This window comes from Pseudomonas sp. CFBP 13711, assembly GCF_014842265.1.
Taxonomy (GTDB): domain Bacteria; phylum Pseudomonadota; class Gammaproteobacteria; order Pseudomonadales; family Pseudomonadaceae; genus Aquipseudomonas.
On the sequence record NZ_JACYVI010000021.1, the window covers coordinates 50,872 to 70,313 of the forward strand.

Annotated in this window: 16 protein-coding genes and 2 pseudogenes; 10 read left to right on the top strand and 8 right to left on the bottom strand. The window is 53.6% G+C overall.

From position 1 onward, the window contains the following. The first annotated feature begins 316 nt into the window (after positions 1–316). From IFT47_RS26120 to IFT47_RS26130, 3 genes are all read left to right on the top strand, one after another. Positions 317–649 (top strand): hypothetical protein, encoded by a 333-nt coding sequence (locus tag IFT47_RS26120; protein ID WP_192174988.1) that lies wholly within the window; start codon positions 317–319, stop codon positions 647–649. Positions 650–1,323: 674 nt separating this feature from the next. After that, on the top strand, positions 1,324–1,578 hold the full coding sequence (locus tag IFT47_RS26125) for a hypothetical protein (protein ID WP_244656077.1): 255 nt from the start codon (positions 1,324–1,326) through the stop codon (positions 1,576–1,578). A gap of 8 nt (positions 1,579–1,586) precedes the next feature. Then, a complete protein-coding gene (locus IFT47_RS26130; RefSeq protein ID WP_192174989.1) occupies positions 1,587–2,015 on the top strand; it encodes a hypothetical protein in 429 nt (142 codons plus the stop codon). A 397-nt stretch (positions 2,016–2,412) separates the two neighbouring features. Here IFT47_RS26130 and IFT47_RS27750 read toward each other — a convergent pair. From IFT47_RS27750 to IFT47_RS27410, 4 genes and pseudogenes are all read right to left on the bottom strand, one after another. Continuing rightward, positions 2,413–2,544: pseudogene (locus IFT47_RS27750) on the bottom strand (tyrosine-type recombinase/integrase); the annotation flags it as partial. Positions 2,545–2,694: 150 nt separating this feature from the next. Next, entirely contained in the window at positions 2,695–2,997 is a 303-nt protein-coding gene (locus IFT47_RS27895) for a sensor histidine kinase (RefSeq protein WP_274598148.1), read from the bottom strand. 36 nt (positions 2,998–3,033) lie between these two features. Then, positions 3,034–3,249: pseudogene (locus IFT47_RS27900) on the bottom strand (histidine kinase dimerization/phosphoacceptor domain -containing protein); the annotation flags it as partial. An 18-nt stretch (positions 3,250–3,267) separates the two neighbouring features. Continuing rightward, complete coding sequence (locus tag IFT47_RS27410) at positions 3,268–3,774, bottom strand: GAF domain-containing protein (RefSeq protein WP_197984230.1); 507 nt, start codon at positions 3,772–3,774, stop codon at positions 3,268–3,270. Between the two features lie 570 nt (positions 3,775–4,344). On the opposite strand from IFT47_RS27410, the gene IFT47_RS26145 reads away from it, so the two are divergent. Next, positions 4,345–6,321 (top strand): ATP-binding protein, encoded by a 1,977-nt coding sequence (locus IFT47_RS26145; RefSeq protein WP_244656078.1) that lies wholly within the window; start codon positions 4,345–4,347, stop codon positions 6,319–6,321. Continuing rightward, positions 6,312–6,725, top strand: a complete 414-nt coding sequence (locus IFT47_RS26150; RefSeq protein WP_192174990.1) for a response regulator — start codon at positions 6,312–6,314, stop codon at positions 6,723–6,725. The genes IFT47_RS26145 and IFT47_RS26150 overlap by 10 nt, the downstream gene beginning before the upstream one ends. A 708-nt stretch (positions 6,726–7,433) precedes the next feature. Here the strand turns inward: IFT47_RS26150 and IFT47_RS26155 are convergent. Further along, complete coding sequence (locus tag IFT47_RS26155; RefSeq protein WP_192174991.1) at positions 7,434–7,658, bottom strand: DUF6555 family protein; 225 nt, start codon at positions 7,656–7,658, stop codon at positions 7,434–7,436. 314 nt (positions 7,659–7,972) lie between these two features. Here IFT47_RS26155 and IFT47_RS26160 point away from each other — a divergent pair, with 314 nt between their 5' ends. Both IFT47_RS26160 and IFT47_RS26165 read left to right on the top strand, forming a co-directional pair. After that, positions 7,973–11,443 (top strand): response regulator, encoded by a 3,471-nt coding sequence (locus IFT47_RS26160; protein WP_192174992.1) that lies wholly within the window; start codon positions 7,973–7,975, stop codon positions 11,441–11,443. 283 nt (positions 11,444–11,726) lie between these two features. Beyond that, positions 11,727–12,086, top strand: a complete 360-nt coding sequence (locus IFT47_RS26165) for a response regulator (RefSeq protein ID WP_192174993.1) — start codon at positions 11,727–11,729, stop codon at positions 12,084–12,086. Positions 12,087–12,510: 424 nt separating this feature from the next. Here IFT47_RS26165 and IFT47_RS26170 read toward each other — a convergent pair whose 3' ends face one another. Continuing rightward, positions 12,511–12,768 (bottom strand): hypothetical protein, encoded by a 258-nt coding sequence (locus tag IFT47_RS26170; protein ID WP_192174994.1) that lies wholly within the window; start codon positions 12,766–12,768, stop codon positions 12,511–12,513. A gap of 212 nt (positions 12,769–12,980) precedes the next feature. Beyond that, positions 12,981–15,143, bottom strand: coding sequence for a PAS domain-containing protein (locus IFT47_RS26175; RefSeq protein WP_192174995.1), 2,163 nt, complete (start codon positions 15,141–15,143; stop codon positions 12,981–12,983). 362 nt (positions 15,144–15,505) lie between these two features. Between IFT47_RS26175 and IFT47_RS26180 the strand changes: the two genes are divergently transcribed. The 3 genes from IFT47_RS26180 to IFT47_RS26190 all read left to right on the top strand — a co-directional run bounded on the left by IFT47_RS26180 (position 15,506) and on the right by IFT47_RS26190 (position 16,751). Continuing rightward, complete coding sequence (locus IFT47_RS26180; RefSeq protein ID WP_192174996.1) at positions 15,506–15,814, top strand: putative quinol monooxygenase; 309 nt, start codon at positions 15,506–15,508, stop codon at positions 15,812–15,814. Between the two features lie 52 nt (positions 15,815–15,866). After that, entirely contained in the window at positions 15,867–16,235 is a 369-nt protein-coding gene (locus tag IFT47_RS26185; protein WP_192174997.1) for a hypothetical protein, read from the top strand. Positions 16,236–16,499: 264 nt separating this feature from the next. Next, positions 16,500–16,751, top strand: coding sequence for a hypothetical protein (locus tag IFT47_RS26190; protein ID WP_192175000.1), 252 nt, complete (start codon positions 16,500–16,502; stop codon positions 16,749–16,751). Positions 16,752–16,883: 132 nt separating this feature from the next. Here the strand turns inward: IFT47_RS26190 and IFT47_RS26195 are convergent, their stop codons facing one another. Further along, positions 16,884–19,106 carry a putative bifunctional diguanylate cyclase/phosphodiesterase gene (locus IFT47_RS26195; protein ID WP_244656079.1) on the bottom strand — a complete coding sequence of 741 codons (2,223 nt, stop codon included), beginning with the start codon at positions 19,104–19,106 and terminating at the stop codon, positions 16,884–16,886. Between the last annotated feature and the right edge of the window lie 336 nt (positions 19,107–19,442).

Consider the following 19,442-nt stretch of genomic DNA (forward strand, 5'->3'; position numbering starts at 1 on the left):
TCCAAAGATCGAGAAGGGAATTCGAATGCAGATCGTGAAAACCAAAGGGCACCTAATCTATAGCGCTAATCATGGAGCACCCAGCCACGCATGCCTCGGGAGTTGTCGGAAGGTTTGGTGGCCGGACGACGTCCCATCGAACTTGGCAGTTCTGGCGAATCCAGCCTGTCCGCAGTGTGGCGGGCCGCTCACGATGGATATCCCATCAGGGCATTACAGTGTGATTTCTGGTAATGCAGGGGTGCTGAAAAAAAAAGGCACAACGATCACAAATGCTGGCCTCAACCTCGGCAATTGATCAGTAAGGAAAATTAGTTTGGCAAAGAAAGTCATCGTGAAAAGCGGCACGGTTTATAACACCCTCGGCGTTGCTAAAGCTTACTTCGATGCTTTACGGGAGAGGACGGCCATCGAGGGCAAGCTCTCAGATCCTGATCGATCTGACGTGCTCGACATCTACCACCGTTATTGCCAACTCGACAGCTGGGGTGGAGAGGTGAAAGACACAGTTGATGTGGTTGCTGTCTGGGACAATAGGGCACGTGGGCCAGGTCAATACGCTCAAACGAAGGCCTTCGCAGTGGTTTCCGAGTCTGGCGAATGCTCCATTTTTAGCATCGGTCAAGCGTTGGCCAAAATAGCGGTCTGATCATCAGACCGAGAATCACGGAAAAATCCGCTGTGCACCACAGGCCTTTGGCAGTACCGGGGCGCGTCTTTCGCGTCCGAGAGTTCAAGGGGAAGATCGCTTCCAGAATGTTGCCGATGTGCAAAAAGAGATCACAGGTAGGTCATGGATGAAAGCAGAACTCAGTGATGCCCCGGAACGAATTACCCGAAGAGGCCACAGGCGTGGCGTGCAAAGTCTTGTCGCGTGCCTAGCAATAGGCAGTGTTATTGGAGTAAGCGCTTTGCTGTGGTCAACCCGATCGGAGCCCCACCGAGGAGTCGCGTCGATGGAATCCAAAGCTCAGGAGTTGAACGCAGAAGTGGACAGGGGCTCTGTCATACGCTCGAGTCCAACATCGTTGGACACGGGTCCTAACCCCGGGCCTCGGCAAACCAGCTTCAATAATCAGAACTTTGTTCCCACGGGCGCTCACAACATTGTCACCTTTCATCACAGCCCCTCTATCCCTCCTCGGGCTGAGTCTCCGCAGAAGGTCAAGCTGACGATCGTCCGGCAAACTCCCAGCATGAAGGATCGGGCGTGCTGGCCTTTCAGGCAGGGGAGTATTGAGTCCCGCAACTGTCGGCTTTCAGTGGGCCTCAAGCATCGCGACTAAAGAAAAATCGTCCGGAGGACTCAACCAATGAGTGATATTGAAAACCGACCTGTTCCATCACCTGGAGCAAGCTGTTCAGGACTTGGACGCTGACTCAATTAGCCTGGCTCACAACATGTTCGACGCCTTGCTGGAGCAGCTTTACGAAATCGGGGCCTTCACCGAGCGCTTTGAAAGAGGGGGCTTTGGTCGTGATGAATCTGCGGGAGCGCAAGGCTCATGGCGTCGACGATCGGCATCTGATTTTCCCCCAAAAGGGCTGTACCGGCTACAACCCGGAAAGTTGAGGTAAAAGCAAAAATGCGGATTTTCTACTACTTTAAAAAACGTGCACTTCTAGCACGGGTTGCTGCCGAGCTAAAAGCCCAGTGCGATGACCAGGGCCTAGTCAACAAGGTGTGCTACAGCCTACCCGGTGTTCACATTACTGCCGAATTGGCGGAAGGCCGATTTCGGGTGAAGAACCGCCTGCGTGAATGCATGATCGTCACTTTTCTTCTTGCCGAAACCATGTGTGTGGTCGGTGTCCCGATCACTATCAAGGCAGCCTGTTTTGAGCTGCTCAATCAGCGCCGCGCAAGGATTCAGTCGCTGATTGACACCGGTGCTGGTAATGGTGAGCTCAATGAAACTGACATTGTTGACCTGGACCAGATCAGCGATGTTGGTATGCAACTTTTTTGGTCTGAACGCAGGGAGCATTTAGCGAGTTCGCTCATACAACTGTAGATAGGCCCGGGTAGAATTCGAGCTTGGCGAAAAAGATCGAGCACGTGTCCGTGAGCTTGAACGGTTTTTAGCCGCTGCTCAGCCGTCTGGCTCTAAAAAAGCTGCAGCGCAGGCGCGCTATGAACTTCAGGATCGAAGTGGCTTTGACGGCGAATGGTTTCGAATGGGATCAGAGTGGACTTACAAGACGAAGTCCGCCGCTCTGGCAGATCTCACGCGGACTACAGAGGGGAAGGACGATTCGCCATATCGAATACTGGACCGCAAAACCGGCAAGATCCTGACGGCGTGAGCGGAGCCCCGGGTTGATTTCACCCGCACCCCGCTTTGCCTTGCTGCCCGCCTATTAATGGTAACGTTACCTAAAACCTTAACTTTTCCGCGCTGCACACACAACTCAATACTTCACCCTGAACGTGGGTGAGTCCTCTGGCCGGTTCTGCCGGCGATCGTAGATCCGCGTCGTGCTGATATTGGCGTGGCCCAGCCAAGCCTGGACCTTGGCGATATCCGCCTCGTGCTCCAGGGCATATGCGAGCAGGCTGCGCTCGATAATTACATGATTTCTTTGCTGAAGAATTACTGCTAACACCATCGCGCGATTTTTTGAAAATCGTGAACCATTGTTTGATGGTTCGGCATAGAAAGTCTGAGGCAATCCGGCAGAACCTCGGAATAATCAAGCAGAGAATTCCAGAGTAAAGCGTGAGCCAGGAAGAGCATTTTCCCACTGAGGTTCACCTCCCAGCTGCCTGCTCAAGCGAGAGATGAGTTTCATGCCTAAGCTAGCGGGGTTCCTCTGCTGCCAATCCTCAGGTAACCCCGGGCCACGATCACGAACTTCCAATCGTAGACGATCGCCGTTGGACTTTATGCTGATGCTTACATCGCCTGGTTTCTGTGGAGAGGCGTATTTCACTGCATTGGTGACCAGCTCGTTCACCAGCAGGCCTAGAGGAATTGCGTCATCTGTGGGAATCATTACAGGAGGAGCTTCGTACGTCAGGATTTTGGTCGACGCAGAGCTGCTGAATTTCTCGCAAAGTTCCCTCAGGAAATCCTCCAGGTTCAGGCTTCGCACTTCGCCCGTTTGCCATAAACGGTCATGCAGTTGCGCAATGGTCAATACGCGTGTTTCTGCATCGCCGAGTGCTTGGCGAAGTTCTTCGGACGGTGAGCTGTTGCTCTGCACGCGCAGCAACCCCGCCACAATCGCCAAGCTGTTCTTGACCCTATGGCTGACCTCCTGCGTCTACACATGCTGGTATTCAAGGGCTTGCCGTAATTGCTCTTCGTTAGCCCGCATTGCGTCTTCATAGCTCTGACGTTGCAACGCAACGCCCAGGAGATTGGCAAAGGCTTGCATAAATGCCAGATCAGCGTCGGTGAATCGGCCATCGAGCGGGCTGTCCACTTCGAGTACGCCATAGGGCTCATCCGCGACTAGTAAAACCACGTTGATCGCTCGCTTCACGTTGTGGTCAGCTAGGATTCGTGGTGTGCGGAAACGCGCTTCTGCCTGCAGGTGGTTTGAAATGACCGCTCGTCTTGTCTGAAAAGCGAAACCCGCCGGGCTTTCCAGATCGGCTCCTGCGCGTGCATGACCTACGTATCCAGGTTTCCAGCCCACACCGGCGATCATTAGAAAGTCGCCCTCTTGCGGCTGAAACGCCATGACCTTGCAGAGCAGGGTGGACATGCCCTCTGCACACAGACGGGTAGCCTCCTGAAGCAACAGCCCTGCATCGTGGGTTTTCAAGGCGAGCAGTCCAAAATCTGCCGTCAGCTGCTGTTGACGGAGTCGGTAAGCCAACTCTTCGGCGTTGGCCGCTCCTTGCTCTGGGGGAGGGACACAGCATTGTAATGATCAGCGGACATCAATGACCTCTATGACGGGGGTTCCCTTCGTTTCGACTGAGAGCCTTTGTCATGGCCGTCCAGATCCGTCCTGGGAGTTAGCAGTGAAGCCTTACGAATACGAGGGATTTTAAAGGGATGCGCTTGGGCCGTAAATCCAGGCAAATAGGTTTTACCCGAACCTTGGCGTCTAGAATGGGTCTGCTAGCAGATATTCGTTTACCCTATACCTTCTCGGCGCCTGTACTACACGGACGCACCGCTGCGCAGCCTTTGCTCGTAATGTCACCCTACCTCTTTGGATTGAGCCGGCATGCCCATACCCCCTGCTGATGAATTTGTTTCTTCCTCAAGGGGGAAGCTGACTTCTGACGTTCCACCCATGATCGGTGGGGGCCAAATGGGTGACCTGGTTCGAGGGACTGATTGGTCTCTAACCCCTTTGGGTGATTACAACCGCTGGCCAGCCTCTATGCGCACGGCACTGTCGCTGGTGTTGAACGCCAAAGGCATAGCTGCTTTATATTGGGGAGAACGGCAGTGGCTTCTGTACAACGATGCCTATGGTCTCGCGTTAGGGGATCGGCATCCTTCGGCTTTCGGACAGCCTATGCCTGACGTCCTAACGGACATTGGCCCCGTCCTTGGTCCTCAAGTTGCCCAAGTGCTGAGGACTGGTAAAGGGTTTGCCATCGAGAAGTTGTCCATGACCATGAACCGGCATGGCCATGATGAGGAGACCGTCTGGACCTACAGCTTTTCCCCCATACAGGGCGAGAGCGGTGGGTTTGCCGGCGTCCTGCTTCTTGCTACTGAAATGACTCAGCAGATCCTGGCCGATCGTGAGAGGGATAAAGCCGAAGGGGCTCGCGCGCAGGCAGTTGTCCAGCTGAAGGAGCTGAATGCTCGGCTCGAAGCAGAAGTTAATCGGCGCACCGAGGATCGAAACAGGCTGTGGTTACTGTCTTCCGATATCATGATTCGGTGCACATTTGAAGGGTTGATCACCGCTGTCAACCCCGCTTGGACTGGTTTGTTAGGTTGGCAGACGGATGAGTTGATTGGTCGGACCATTTTCGAGCTGATTCACCCCGAGGACCTGGACCATACAATCAAAGCAGTAAACATGTCGGCTAGTGGACATGCTTACAGTCGGTTCGACAATCGCTTCCGTCACAGGGACGGCAGTTACCGAAGGATTTCATGGTCAACCCAGCCGGATGACCAGCAAATTAACGCGGTAGGACGTGATTTCACGGCTGAATATGACGCCGCGCAGGCTCTGGCTAAAGCAGAAGAAGCATTGCGCCAATCTCAGAAAATCGAGGCCATTGGTCAGCTCACTGGCGGTGTAGCCCACGACTTTAACAACCTGTTAACAGTGATCAAATCCTCTACGGATATGCTCAAACGGCCGGACATTGCCGATGAGCGTCGGGCTCGGTATGTGTCCGTTATCTCGGACACCGTTGAGCGGGCGGCGAAAGTAACTTCACAGCTTTTGGCTTTTGCCAGGCGTCAAGCATTGAAGCCATCAGTGTTTGTCGCCTGCGACAGCGTAAAAGCCTTGGCTGGGATGATAAGTACCATGGTGGGGTCTCAAGTAGAGATCAGCCTTGCTCTGCCCGAGCAAAATCATTTTATCCGTGCCGACCCCAATCAGTTTGATACCGCATTGGTAAACATGGCTCTCAATGCTCGGGATGCCATGCAAGGCCAAGGGCGTCTCACGTTGCGAGTCCACGCTGCAAAGCAATTGCCTGCTGTGCGATCGCATCCTGCCATTGCTGGCGACTACGTTGCTGTTTCGCTTAGTGACACCGGCTCCGGTATCCCCCCAGAAAATCTGGAACAAATTTTTGAGCCCTTCTACACCACCAAGAGCGTAGGCAAAGGGACCGGGCTTGGACTGTCCCAGGTTTTTGGTTTCGCGAAACAATCGGGCGGCGAAATCGTAGTGACAAGTACGGTCGGCCAAGGCAGCACATTCACTCTTTATTTGCCTCGCGTAGTCCAGTCAGCTGAAAGCTCTAACGCTCCTGCTTCTGTTGCGCTCATTAACGGACATGGGACACGCGTATTGGTGGTTGAAGACAATGTTGATGTGGGCACCTTTACGGTCCAATCGCTCACGGACCTCGGTTATGCTCCCTTCCTGGCTCACGACGCCCAGGAGGCACTTGCCGAATTGGCAAAGGATGCCTACCAATTTGATATCGTGTTTTCTGACGTGGTCATGCCAGGCATGAGCGGTATCGAATTAAGGCAGGAAATTGAGCGCTTGTACTCAGACTTGCCGGTTGTGCTGGCTACCGGATACAGCCATGTACTTGCGCAGAATGGCGCCACAGGTTTTGAGCTTGTGCATAAGCCTTACTCGGTAGAGCAGCTATCGAGCGTACTTCAACAGGTGCTCAGCGCGACAAGGCAAGAAACGCAATGCCCATAATTTCGTTTTCATCGAAGGAAGAGCCCGTCAGTGGTAGCGTGGTGATTGTCGAAGACGATCCCTTGATGCATCGGTTGATCGTTGAAATCTTTACTGACCATGGTGCTGACTCCATTGGATTTTTCAGCGCTGACGAAGCCTTGATGCGCCTCCTGCAGTCCAAAATTCCCTGTGCATTGCTGATCACCGATTTTACTCTGCCAGGTCAGCTTGATGGCAAGGAACTCGCGATGATGGTGCATAAGCGCTGGCCAAGTACCGCGATTATAGTGACCACCGGCTACGGAACTGAGGTGAGCCGTGACCTGCCTGCCGGAGTCGCATTCCTGCAAAAGCCTTGGAGTTTGGATCAGCTGGTTCAAACAGCCAGGCATATGCTCAAAACGGCCACTAATCGCAGCTAGACATTTAGGGACTTACGTTAAATCCCGCTATGGATATTTAAGCACGGCAATGCGCAAGGTAATTTACTGCGCAGAACCGTTGAAGATTTAAGCGGTGTGGTGTTTTACCTCAAAGGTCTAGCGAGTGCAGAGCATGTGCTGCGGTGGTGTAACCGTCCACCTGTGAGCCTAAATGAATAGGAGAAGCCCGTGGTCTGCCGCCTGCTCAATTCCAGATATGATCCCCGACGTATGATTCGAGCGATAGGGCTGCCCCTGGAGTTGCAGGAGGGTCTACAGACATGTGTTGAACAGATCATGAGTGCGCAGAACATCATAGATCTGAGTCACGCTCATGGCCGTGCCCTAGGTCTGAGCACCGGCTTCGGGATGGTGAACGCTATTACCCGTACGCATTTCAACCTATTGGGTGAGATCTATCAGCGGGCCTTCGACGATCGCCTTGTAATGCTGAGCAACCGGCGCATTCCTTGACCATAGCCTGGTACCGGCCGGGAGATGCTCATTTGATGATGGCCTTTTCCCGCCCGTAACGAAGCAGCGTTCCGATGGGTTTGACATCATCTCGCGAAAGCCAACAGGCCAGTCAGCCCGACCCTCAAGCTTTCGCAGCTGACGATGTCAATTCAAGGTATGGTCACTGTGACCGTATGAGCAGTTTGAGCGGTGCCCGACGGCGCAAACTCCATTCATGGGCGTCTCAAGCTATTAGGCCTGAGACCATTGTACTTCGGCAATTCCATGCCGTTCAGCGAGGGATTTGCTGACAACCTGGACCTTGTCGCGACGGTATTTTGGGATCTGTGCAACCCCTGAGTCTACAGCAGCCCAGTGCCACGCCTCGGCATTGGTCATCGTCTCCGTGTTGACGTAAAAGCTCTTGTACGCGCCGTTATAGATGTAGTCGATTCGATAATGGGCAGATTGTGCCATGGGTTGTTCCTTATCCCGAAAGCTGCGGATTGCGCCTATTCCGAAAGTCGCACGCCACCGTAGTTCCAGCAGCCTGTTTCGGTGGAACAATGTCATCAAGCGCAGCTCGTCTCGACTCATACTCAGGAGCGTCCACCAGTCTCTTGAGATTGCCGCTCAGAGTGTGCCGCCTAGCGCCATGCCAAAGCCGGCACACTGCAATAGACGGAGTCCACACAAGCTTTGCGCATTACACATGGCGGGCAGTAGCCGGACGGTGAGTAATGGCAAATTATCAGATAAGCTTCCCGCCTTCCCCCTGAAGGATTTTCGACATGCCGACTGGAGCTGTTGACGAGCGTAATTTCCGTAAAATTTTGCGACGCAATGTCGCAGCGCCAGTGATGCTTGGCCTTTTTAGTATCTTGCTGTTCGTTTCCTTGATTGCCTATCTTCTCGATCAAATTGACTGGGTCGAGCACACGGATCGTGTGATCAACAATGCCCATGAAACGCAGAAACTCGCCGTGGACATGGAAAGTGGTGTTCGAGGGTATCTTCTTAGCGGTGATGAGCGTTACCTCGATACTTATGAGCTTGCCCGAGTCCGTGTTCCCGGGAATATTAAGGCGCTTCAGGCCTTGGTGTCGGACAATATTTCTCAAGTGGATCGCTTGCAGCGCATCGGAGCGCTGCAAGCGGCCTGGGCAGATCGGGCGCAGCGGATCATTGAAATACGGCGTAGCAACGGCGATGTCGAAAGTATTTTGCGAATGGGTAAAGGCAAGCAGCTCGGTGATGAGATGCGTTCGGAGTTCAGTGACCTGATCGCGATGGAGCAGGGGCTGAGAATATTGCGAACTGAATCGGTACATCGCACGACGTTCATTACGATCAGCACGTTCGTTTTATTCACCTTGGCCGCAAACCTTATTCTTGCCTATTTCGGTCGTAGAGAGCTCATACGGCTTTCCAATTCGTATACCACTATCGTGGACGCCCAAAATCAAAGCAAAACCAGATTGGAGCACGACGCTTGGCTCAAAGACGGACAGAGCCAGCTCGCCCAGCGTGTGCTAGGCGAGCTATCTGCGGATTCGGTTGGAAAAAATGTCCTGGAGTTTTTCGCCGAATACTTGGGCGCTGTGGTCGCTGCCGTTTATGTCCGGCAGCCGTTCGGCGATTTTGTACGCGTGGCGAACTTTGGGTTTTCACGCGAGCAAGCTTCAATGGGCCAGGCATTTCAACTGGGGGAAGGCTTGATCGGAAAAGTTGCTGAGCAAAATCACATCGTTTCGCTGAATGATCTTCCTCCAGATTACCTAAAAGTAAAATCCGGCCTGGGCGATGCCCGACCTACGAGCGTACTAATCGCGCCGGTAGCCAACGATGATGGGGTCAACGGCGTCATTGAGCTGGGTTTCCTAAGAGCTTTGGAACCCAAAGACGCTGAGCTGCTGAAGCTGGTGATGCATGATGTTGGGGTAGCGGTAGAGTCTGCACGGTACCGGCAACGCATTCAGGAAATCCTCGAAGAGACGCAGCAGCTGAACGAAGAGCTTCAGGTGCAACAGGAAGAGCTGCGCACCTCCAATGAAGAACTGGAGCAGCAGTCTCACGTACTGAGAGAATCTCAAGCCAGTCTAGAGGTTCAGCAGGTTGAGCTCGAGCAGACCAACGAGCAGTTGAGCAACCAAGGGCTGGAGCTGGCCCGGCAGCGCGACAGTCTTGATAGGAAAAACGAAGAGCTTCAGCTGGCTCAATCAGAGCTCGAAGCCAGGGCGCAAGAGCTGCAGCGTGCGAGCAGATACAAGTCCGAATTTCTTGCGAACATGTCACATGAGCTGCGCACCCCCCTCAACAGCTCTCTGATTTTATCTAAACTTTTGGCCGATAACGCTGGTGAAAATCTCACGCAGGAACAGGTCAAGTTCGCTGAGTCGATCTATTCTGCGGGCAATGACTTGCTGCATCTGATCAACGACATTCTTGACATTGCGAAGGTCGAAGCGGGCCGATTTGATTTATTTCCCAGCGAAATCAGCACTGCGCGTTTAGTCGAGAATCTGAAAAATACGTTTCAGCCACTCGCGGGCCAGAAAGCGCTCCAATTTTCCGTTGAGTTGCAAGAGGGGGTAGCGCCGATCATATACACGGATCAGCAGCGCTTGGAGCAGGTACTAAAAAACTTGTTGGCCAACGCGATCAAGTTTACGGAGAGCGGTCGTGTGGAGACGACGGTTTCGTCTCAGCCAGGCGGGGGCGTCGCGTTTGCTATATCCGATACAGGCATTGGCATTGCAGCTGATCAAATCGAGCGTGTTTTCGAGGCATTCCATCAAGGAGACGGTTCAATTAACCGGCGTTTTGGCGGCACTGGGTTGGGGTTGTCGATCTCCCGTCAGCTAGCTGAACTGCTGGGGGGGACTATCACCGTGACTAGCGCTCCAGGCAAGGGCAGTGTCTTCACGTTGACGATCCCAGAACGTTTCGATGGCGAGATTCTCCCGGCCATGGTCGTGCAGGCAATTTCAGTAGCGATGCCGGCCTCGCCACCGGCGAGCGATACCCGTGCTTCACTTGCTTCGATCCCCACCTTTGCAGACGATCGCCAATACGCGCCGTTCGACAAGCGCGTGATCCTAGTTGTGGAGGATGACGCACGCTTCGCTCAGGTTCTTTATGATCTTGCTCACGAGCAAGGGTACCAATGTCTGGTGGCCCACGGTGCAGATGAAGGGGTTGAACTGGCATCGAAATTCTTTCCGGATGCCGTTCTTTTGGATATGCGGTTGCCAGATCATTCTGGGCTCACTGTGCTTCACCGCCTGAAAGAAAACGCTGCCACGCGGCATATTCCGGTCCACGTAATATCCGTTGAAGAACGACAGATGACTGCCATGCAGCTTGGCGCTGTCGGTTATGCAGTCAAACCAGCAACGTTGGTCGAACTTAAAGAGGTATTTGCCAGACTGGAGTCAAAACTTGCTCAAAAGGTCAAGCGGGTGCTTCTGGTTGAGGACGATGCCCGCCAGCGCGAGAGCGTAGTCAGATTGATCAGCGACGATGATGTTGAAATCAGCGCGGTGGAGTCGGGGGAAAATGCGCTTGTCCTCCTGCGCCGAGAAGCATTTGACTGCATGATTATCGATCTGGCACTGCCAGACATGACGGGCAACGACTTGCTCAAACACATGTCTATGGAGGCTTTGCCATCTTCGCCGCCGGTGATTGTCTACACAGGGCGATCTCTCACCCGGAAAGAGGAAGCAGAATTACTCCGTTACTCCCAGACGATTATCATCAAAGGGGCACGCTCTCCTGAACGCCTTCTGGATGAAGTGACCTTGTTCCTGCACAAGGTAGAAAATACCCTCTCTAGTGATCGGCAGAAGATGCTGATGGTGGCACGCAACCGCGATAGAGCCTTCGAGGGTCGCACTGTATTGGTAGTGGACGACGATGTTCGAAACATCTTTGCGTTGACCAGCGCCTTGGAGCAAAGGGGGGCTTTGATTGTGGTAGCTCGCAATGGTGTTGAAGCTATTGAGCGACTCCAAGGAGCGGAGCATGTCGATCTTGTGCTCATGGACATCATGATGCCGGAGATGGACGGCTTCGAGGCCACACGGCGTATTCGGCAAAACCCGGTTTGGCGAAAGCTACCCATCATCGCGGTGACTGCCAAAGCAACGAAAGAAGATCAAGACCGATGCTTGGCGGCAGGTGCCAATGATTATCTGGCAAAACCCATTGAGCTTGGGCGACTGTTTTCATTAATTCAGGTGTGGATGCCAAAAATTTAAGAGCTCACGGTCAGGCACTGATGGGAGACTGAACTGACAATCCATGTTCGCTATTAAGTCGCTGCGCCGTCGCAGGCCTAACGTTGGTTAGAGAGGTCGAAGAATCAGCGTGGGGGAGTGGTCTGCTAAAGCCCGCCGGCCCGTGTAGAAATCAATTCCCTTTTTTGCCCCGCTCATCGGAGCGAAGGCTCGATTTCTAGATCGGTGTGTCCAATCAGTTACATGCACTCAAATGCTCAGACATCGCTCAGACAGGTCTGATCGTCACGACAGGAATTACCTCATGAGCATCATCATTCTTGTCGAGGATGAGCAGGACATATTGACCATCATGGTCGAAATTCTGGAAATGGAAGGTCATAGGGTCAGAGCATTCTGCGAGGCAGATTCTGCCTGGAGTCACATTCAGCATAATGGTTTCGATGCAGATCTGCTGATCACTGACCTGAGAATGCCTGGCAGTATCGACGGGCTCGAGCTGGTCCAAAGGCTGCATGACCTGCTACCTCAGGTGCCTGTAGTCGTCGCGTCAGGTTTCCATGCTGCGGTAAACACGTTGGACTATGATCATGTGCACTGGTTGAACAAGCCATTCACCTTGAATCAGCTGCAGGCGATTTGCCAAAAGCTGACCGCACACTGATCAGCTGGATTTGCCCGGAGCCTCGGAAATTTTCTCCAGATAATGCGGCAAGTAAATGCACACTGTCGTTTCCTTCACCCACGCTCGATCAGACGCGCACCTGACCGCCCGATTGCTAGACAAAGTCATCAAGCTCAAGACATCCCTGCGGGCAGAGATTACCGAAGGGGCCCGCTACCCTTGTGGACGCTTGTGCAAGCCAATTTCATTTACATCTGTGCAACTCCAATCGTCGCTTCAGTAACCCTTTTTGACGTCTTTCCAGCTTCTTGGCAAGCGCTGCTAGCTTGGCTTCACCGAACGCAATGGCCTTGGCTTTCGTAAGAAAAAGTTCGTCAACGTGGTAATTGCGGCCCTTGTCAGTGCGGTCATATGAGCTGTTAGCGAATCCCTGACCCACGAGTTCGACCTCCAGCAGCTCGACCTATGCAGCAGTCAAACAGAGGTTCAAGTCGAACACTGTTTTCAGTTCTGTCGCGGTTTTATCCAGGCTCTGCAGGACGTGCAGGCTGTTGAACCAGAGGTGTATCTGTTTCTTGAAGCTCAGGTGCACGACCTCTGGATCGAGCGGATTTCCGCCCTCCAGGCACGAGCTCACTGATGCGCAGCGGAATTCAAGTAAACGTTGCAGGCCATGTTCGAAGGTGGTGCCGGGCGCGGGGTGCTCGGCAGTCGGCACCACGACAAATGGCCAGGCCAATTCACGTCTGCGAGCCTTTTCGCGTGGGGCGCTTTGTCGAGCACATAGGCACTAAGCTATTCGCGCTGGCTGTAGAGGTGGCATGTAAGCCCGCTGAGAGCGGCCAGTTATTGACGGCCATGCCTGCTCAACCACGCTTGTGAGTTACCCCTTGGCGCTATGACTTATCAGTTAGGCCATTCGATCAAATGCTTTCACGGTAACTTGGCGTTCTCGACCATTGTGTGGATGCGTAAGCGCATGGTTTCGATGGAGAACGGTTTTGTCAGCACGGCCATACCAGGTGCCAACCGACCACTGCCCAGCACAGAATTTTCCGCATAACCGGTGATAAACAAGACCTTCAGGTCTGGCCTGCAGACGCGACCTGCGTCCACCATTTGACGGCCATTCAGCCCGCCCGGTAGCCCAACGTCACTGATCAGCAGATCGATACGCGCATTTGACTGGAGTACATTCAGCCCTGCTGCGCTGTCACCTGCCTCGATAGCCATGTATCCGAGGTCTTCCAGGATGTCCATGACCAGCATGCGCACCGTTGGCTCATCGTCTACCACCAGCACAGTTTTGCTGTGGTCACTGGGTGTTATGGCGGCACGCTCTGGTTGTTCCACTTCACTTTCCGCTTCTGCATAGTGACGAGGAAGGTACAGGCAGACCGTTGTACCCAGTCCCACTTCGGAATGAATTTTGACCTGTCCTCCCGACTGCTGGGCGAATCCGTAGATCATGGACAGTCCCAGGCCGGTCCCTTTACCAATAGGTTTTGTCGTGAAAAAGGGTTCGAATGCTCGCGCGACCACCTCCGGTGGCATTCCGGATCCGGTGTCCGTTACGCTGAGGGCCAGGTATTGGCCTTCTGGAATTTGATACTGCTTTGCGGTCTTCTCATCGAGGCACCTATTGGCTGTCTCGACGACGATACGGCCGCCTGCAGGCATTGCATCTCGAGCATTGATGCACAGATTCAGCAACGCGTTCTCAAGCTGCGGGACGTCCACTAACGCGACCCACAACCCAGGCATACCTACCACTTCAAATTGAATGCTGGGGCCGACGGTTCGCTGAATCATGTCCTGCAGCTCAACTACCAGCCGATTGATGTCGGTCGGTCGTGGGTCAAGGGTCTGGCGACGCGCAAAAGCCAGTAACCGATGGGTCAAGGCAGAAGCACGCTTTGCGGCCCCCTGTGCTGCGCCTATATAGCGTTCCGCGTCATTGATACGACCTTGCATCATTCGAACCTGCATCAATTCGAGTGACCCAGAAATGCCGGCCAGCAGGTTGTTGAAGTCGTGCGCAAGGCCTCCGGTCAATTGGCCAACCGCCTCCATTTTCTGGGACTGCCGAAGTCTCTCCTGCGCATCCTGCAACTCAGCAGAGCGCTCGGCGACACGTTTCTCCAGATTCTCGTTGAGTGCCTGTAAATCAGCAATGGCGCGGTCGCGTTCTGCTTCAACACTACGGCGACCCTCTACATCCAGCAACACGCCAGGAAAGCCCACCGGTATGCCATCCGCATCGCAATCGACCCGACCGTTTGCTTCCAACCAATAGTAATTGCCGTCTGCTCGCCTGACTCGGTACTGATGAGCGTATCTGCCGCCGCGAGCAATGGCCTGATCAATCGCTTCGATCAGCCCGGGGCGATCATCGGGATGAACCTTCTCTAAGATCTGAGCCAGTGGGATTCCTTCCTTGCCCAAAGCAGCGTCCAAGCCAAACGCCACGGCGAATGCCTCGTCCACCGTAAAACGATCCAGTTTCAGGTCCCATATCCAGCAACCAATGATGGCTCCAGCTGCTAGCGCAAGCTGCACACGTTGCACGTTTTCTTTGGTCAGCGCTTCACTGACCCGCAGCCGTTCTTCGGCGGCCCTTTGCTTGGTGATGTCAATCACAAATCCGGGAAAGCTGGTCCGTACGCCGTGTTCATCGGAGCCGACGCTGCCATGGGCGTCAAGCCAGTAATACCGACCATCAGCGCGCTTGACTCGGTATTGATGTCTATAGGCGCCACCGCGTATCACGGCCTCTGCGATCGCAGTGTCTAATCCTGGTCGGTCCTCTGGGTGAACGTTCTCAAGAACCTCGTTGATGGTCACTTCCTTGTAAACAAGGCTTTCGTCAAGCCCAAACGCCTCGGTAAAACCAATATCCACGGAGAAACTGTCCCGGATTGGGTGCCAAGCCCAAGTGCCTACGATTCCGCCTGCCTTGAGCGCAAGGTGTACATGATCGATGCCTCTATTCGCCAAGAGCTCGTATGAGCGTAGACAACGTGTCTCAGCCAGCTGTGATCGCAGACTCTCAACCTCAGAGCGAAGGGTCTCGATTTCCGACGGTTTGTCGGTCATTTCGACTCACCATAGTGGGCCAAATGGTAGGTACTGGAGAGACAGGCACGTCTCTGGAGCGCGAAAACAGTGGTTTTTCTGTTAGCCATGGATGTCACGCGACTGAGGACCAAGAGTGGTTTTTCAGCATGCTACACCAATGGCTTGCGCATCAAATGCTATACGCGTGGGAACCTACAAAGGCTTTTTGGAGTGCCTGCGGTGTGCAGCAGGCTGGCACCTTAAAAAAACCCTTGCCACCTAGCCAATAGGTGCAAAGCGATTTCAATAGCCTCCCTGCTTTTTCTGAATGAATATCTTACGTGGCATGTCTCATGCGCTGACGGCTCCATTCCGGCGCCGGCATTGTCAGGACTCCCCACATGACTTCACCTCTTAACGTCGTAGCGATCATGAAAGCCAAGCCAGGCATGGAAGCGCAATTGAAAAACCTGCTGCAATCAGCCCTGCCGCAATTCCAGCAGGAGCCTGGGTGCCAGGCCTATGCGCTGTTGACGGATATTGAAGACCCCACCCGCTTTGTTTCCTACGAAAGCTGGGACAGTGAAGCGGCACTGCAAGCGCACATGATGGCTCCGACCCTGACAAACGCTATGCCGGTTCTGGAAAATATCCTAGCCGAGCCCATGCAGCAGATTCGCCTTAATCAATTGCCGGGTAGCACCGTCTAGGTCGTGGTATGCCATGCACGCGGGATTGACATCTGATTAAAGAGAATGAGTCATGAAACATATTTTCTTCACTTCGTTGTTTGCTTTTAGCCTGACCGCTGCAGCTGCACAGCAAAGCCTCAATCTTCCAAGCTGTGACATCCAAAACCAACAAGAAATAGCCGGCGAGACCGGAGCGCAGATCAGCGATCCAGGACAAGCACATATGTCAGTAAGAGCCAATGTTCTAAGTGCCGATATCAGTACCTCAAGAAAAGTCCGTCGTATTACCGAGGTTGAAGCACAGCGTATGGTGAAGCGTGTAGAGAACGTCCGGAATGAAACTAATCGGTTCGTCGAGCAGCAGGGTTTCTTGAGCGCGGCAGAGAAAGTTAGTTTTGACCGTGAGTTCGATGCCATTGCGACGCAGCTGTGTAGGTAAGAAAAACTGAACAACGCTCAATCCGGCACGAGTGGGGCTGTGGCCGTAGAAGAATACCGTGATCGTACCCCTAATCGAGCAGGAAAAGCGGCTATTGCGCCTGAGGGCTTGATGGCTGATGGTAACCACGGCGACAAGTCACCCGTTCCACCACCAGCTACACAAATAACCAAAATGTCGCTTCATCCACAAGCCCGCCCCGTGCGGGCTTTGTCAGTAGCAACAGGGCATTATCGGACCTCAGATCGTGCAGGAAAATCAGCCGTGACCAATCTTAGTGAAACGCTTCGTGCAACTGCCAGAAAATGGCGAAATGCTAACCAGGATCACCGTGGCGGCGTCGTGCTGATCTGGCAAGGCGCGGTCTACGGCTGGAAGGACTCCTTGCGTGAGGCGAGCGATGAGAGCCCAGGCGTATACGCTGTGAATGAAACAGATCACATTTTCATTGCCGAAGGCGGTGATGAATACAACGGTGCAAAATGCTGGGTAGCGGCTGTTTTTGAAAAAAATTAGTAGGGAAGGTCGATGAGTACGAAAAAGCAATCTGTCCCGTATCCATTCCGACTGGAAGTCAAATGTGGGGTGGCATGTCCGAGCAAGGCTCGGACTTCGTCGGTTGACCTATGGACCGAGCGCCCTGGGCCATCAATCCGAGAGCAGTGCATGCATGTCCTCCGCAAGCAAGGGTGTGCTCAGCAGAATGCCTTGAGCATAAGGACAGCCTAGAATTCTGAGCTGAGCCATCTGGCTTTGCGTCTCTACCCCCTCAGCCACGATTGCCAGATCCAACACCTGGCCCAACGACAAAATACTTTTGACGATGGCAACGCTGCGCTCATGGCTCATCATACGGAAGACGAATGAGCGATCAATTTTGATGACATCAATAGGGTAGCGGTCGATATAGCTCAGGGAGCTGTAGCCCGTGCCGAAATCGTCCAACGCGACGCGAATGCCCTGAGCTCGAAGGGCTACCAGAGTCTGGAGCACAACATCCGGTTCATGCAGAAAGACCGACTCGGTGATCTCTATCTGCAGAGTGCAAGGGTCAAATCCGGTCTCGTTAAGTATATGGGCAACTTGAATAGCGAAGCCCTTGCGGTTCATCTCGACCCCCGACACATTGACGTTGAGCTTGATGGTTTTCTTCGGGAAGCTGTCGCGCCACCTCCTGACCTCACGGCAAGCATTGCGCATTACCCACTGACCAAGCTCGTGAATGACGCCAATGTCCTCTGCCACGCTGATGAAAACATCCGGTGTGACATTTCCCCAGATCGGATGGCGCCATCGGATCAAGGCTTCAACCCCCACGATGGCCTCAGTTTCTACAGAGAAGATCGGTTGGAATACCAGGTAGAACTCATCGGCTGTGATCGCATGCTTGAGCGCGCTTTGCAGCATCAACATGTCGATCGAGGCCTGCCGCATCGACACATCGAAGATCGCAAAGCGACCACGCCCTTGTTTCTTGGCCGAATACATCGCCACATCCGCATCTCGAATCAGGTCCTCAGCTGTATTGTGATGATTATCCAGGGTCGCGATGCCAATGCTGCAGGAGGTAAACAGCGTCTGGCCTTCGATCTCGATGGGTAGGCCAAGCGCTTGTATAATTCGTCCGGCAGTCTCGACAGCCTGTTTCTGGTGGTCTTCGCCAGTAAGTAGAACGGCAAACTCGTCGCCGCCAATCCGCGCAACCACCGCCTCGACGTCAATGGAATAATGCAACCGCTCCGCAACCCGTTTGAGCAATACATCACCAGCGTGATGACCTATGCCGTCATTGACGTATTTGAACCGGTCGAGGTCCATATACAAAACTGTAGCCGTGCTACGGCTGCCGTCGCCCTTTCTACTTAGGGCTTCCTCGATGTGGCTTGTGAAGTACGCCCGGTTCTTGAGTCTTGTGAGTTCATCGTGAAATGCAGCGTAGGACAACTCCTCCTGAATTCTCTCGCGCTCCACCAGCCGTGATTGGAGCGCCACGCGTTCCTCACGATCCATCTGTGCTTGTTGCAATGCCTCCTCAGCTTCTTTTCGCTCAGTGATGTCTCGCTGCACAGACACCCAATGAGTAAACCAGCCGTTCTCGTTTGCCACCGGTACGATGCTCATTTGTACCCAAAATCGAGTCCCGTCGCGTCGTGCGTTGATCAGCTCAACTTCGATGGGTTCCCATCGTTGCAACGACGCTCGCAATTGCCGAAGCGTGTCGCGGTTGCTCTCCTCGCATTGCAATATGCGAGGGGTCTGCCCTATGACCTCTTCGAGGGAAAAACCGGTATTCGCCAGAAACGCCGGATTGCAATAAACGATGCGCGGCCCCGGCATGTCGATGGGCTCGGCCTCTGTAATCAGGATGGCGTCCTTTGAATTGACCACCACCGACTCCAATAAGCGCAGGCGTGCGGCAGAATCATTTACCCGCGTTGGTTGGAGGGCGGCATAGAGGTCGGCAGCGTGAGTTCGCAGAAAGCAGATCTGCGCGGCGCTAAGTCCCTTGCGGGGTAGCGGGACTGTCATCAGCACCACACCAGCAAGACGCTCAGCAGCATCTTTGATAGCAATGCAGACCTGAAAATCGCCGATCCCCCGCTCGAAACCTATAGGGAGAACGGCGTTGCCGACCATAATTTCATTGAGATCGACTACGTCGTCGTAAGACAACACGAATTTCAGCCAGGCATCGATAGCTTTTTCGATCTTAAAGTCTGGCGCGGATCCGTAGGTGGATGCGATGCGCCAGTGCACGCCTTCGTGCAAAACCAAAACGGCGCCTGAACAAGCTTCTAGGCAGGAAGCAGCGCTTACGAAATTATCGAGAGCTGTCTTTTCATCCACGCCGGGGCAAGAATCTGAGGGCATGTGCATTACCTGCAAGCGAGCTTGAAAGTGGTACAGATAAGGCCAATACCAAGTCGATGAGATTGGTTATAGCTGTCTTGCAAGCACCGGGCTATCCCGCTGATTCAGAGGTGGCCGGCCTCTGAACCAACGTGTTCAGTGAAGACGAATCCAGGTTGAATGCAACATGATTTTTAGGGTTCGCTAGCCATGTTTTTGCTCAAGTAAAAACTTGATTGTCCTGTTTAAAACAACTGCACGGCGTGTTACCGAAACGTATCCGTCCGGCCAAGTCATCTACCCAGCCCCGCAAAGCCAGGACATGGTGTGCACTTAAATTTAAGTGGGCACCAGTTC

Bases quoted from the DNA above. Each gene is read 5' to 3' on its own strand.
- IFT47_RS26130 (WP_192174989.1), top strand. From the start codon at position 1,587: ATGCGGATTTTCTACTACTTTAAAAAACGTGCACTTCTAGCACGGGTT.
- IFT47_RS26195 (WP_244656079.1), bottom strand. From the start codon at position 19,106: ATGCCCTCAGATTCTTGCCCCGGCGTGGATGAAAAGACAGCTCTCGAT.
- IFT47_RS27895 (WP_274598148.1), bottom strand. From the start codon at position 2,997: ATGATTCCCACAGATGACGCAATTCCTCTAGGCCTGCTGGTGAACGAG.
- IFT47_RS26160 (WP_192174992.1), top strand. From the start codon at position 7,973: ATGCCGACTGGAGCTGTTGACGAGCGTAATTTCCGTAAAATTTTGCGA.
- IFT47_RS26150 (WP_192174990.1), top strand. From the start codon at position 6,312: ATGCCCATAATTTCGTTTTCATCGAAGGAAGAGCCCGTCAGTGGTAGC.
- IFT47_RS26180 (WP_192174996.1), top strand. From the start codon at position 15,506: ATGACTTCACCTCTTAACGTCGTAGCGATCATGAAAGCCAAGCCAGGC.
- IFT47_RS26175 (WP_192174995.1), bottom strand. From the start codon at position 15,143: ATGACCGACAAACCGTCGGAAATCGAGACCCTTCGCTCTGAGGTTGAG.
- IFT47_RS26155 (WP_192174991.1), bottom strand. From the start codon at position 7,658: ATGGCACAATCTGCCCATTATCGAATCGACTACATCTATAACGGCGCG.
- IFT47_RS26145 (WP_244656078.1), top strand. From the start codon at position 4,345: ATGCGCACGGCACTGTCGCTGGTGTTGAACGCCAAAGGCATAGCTGCT.
- IFT47_RS26165 (WP_192174993.1), top strand. From the start codon at position 11,727: ATGAGCATCATCATTCTTGTCGAGGATGAGCAGGACATATTGACCATC.
- IFT47_RS26185 (WP_192174997.1), top strand. From the start codon at position 15,867: ATGAAACATATTTTCTTCACTTCGTTGTTTGCTTTTAGCCTGACCGCT.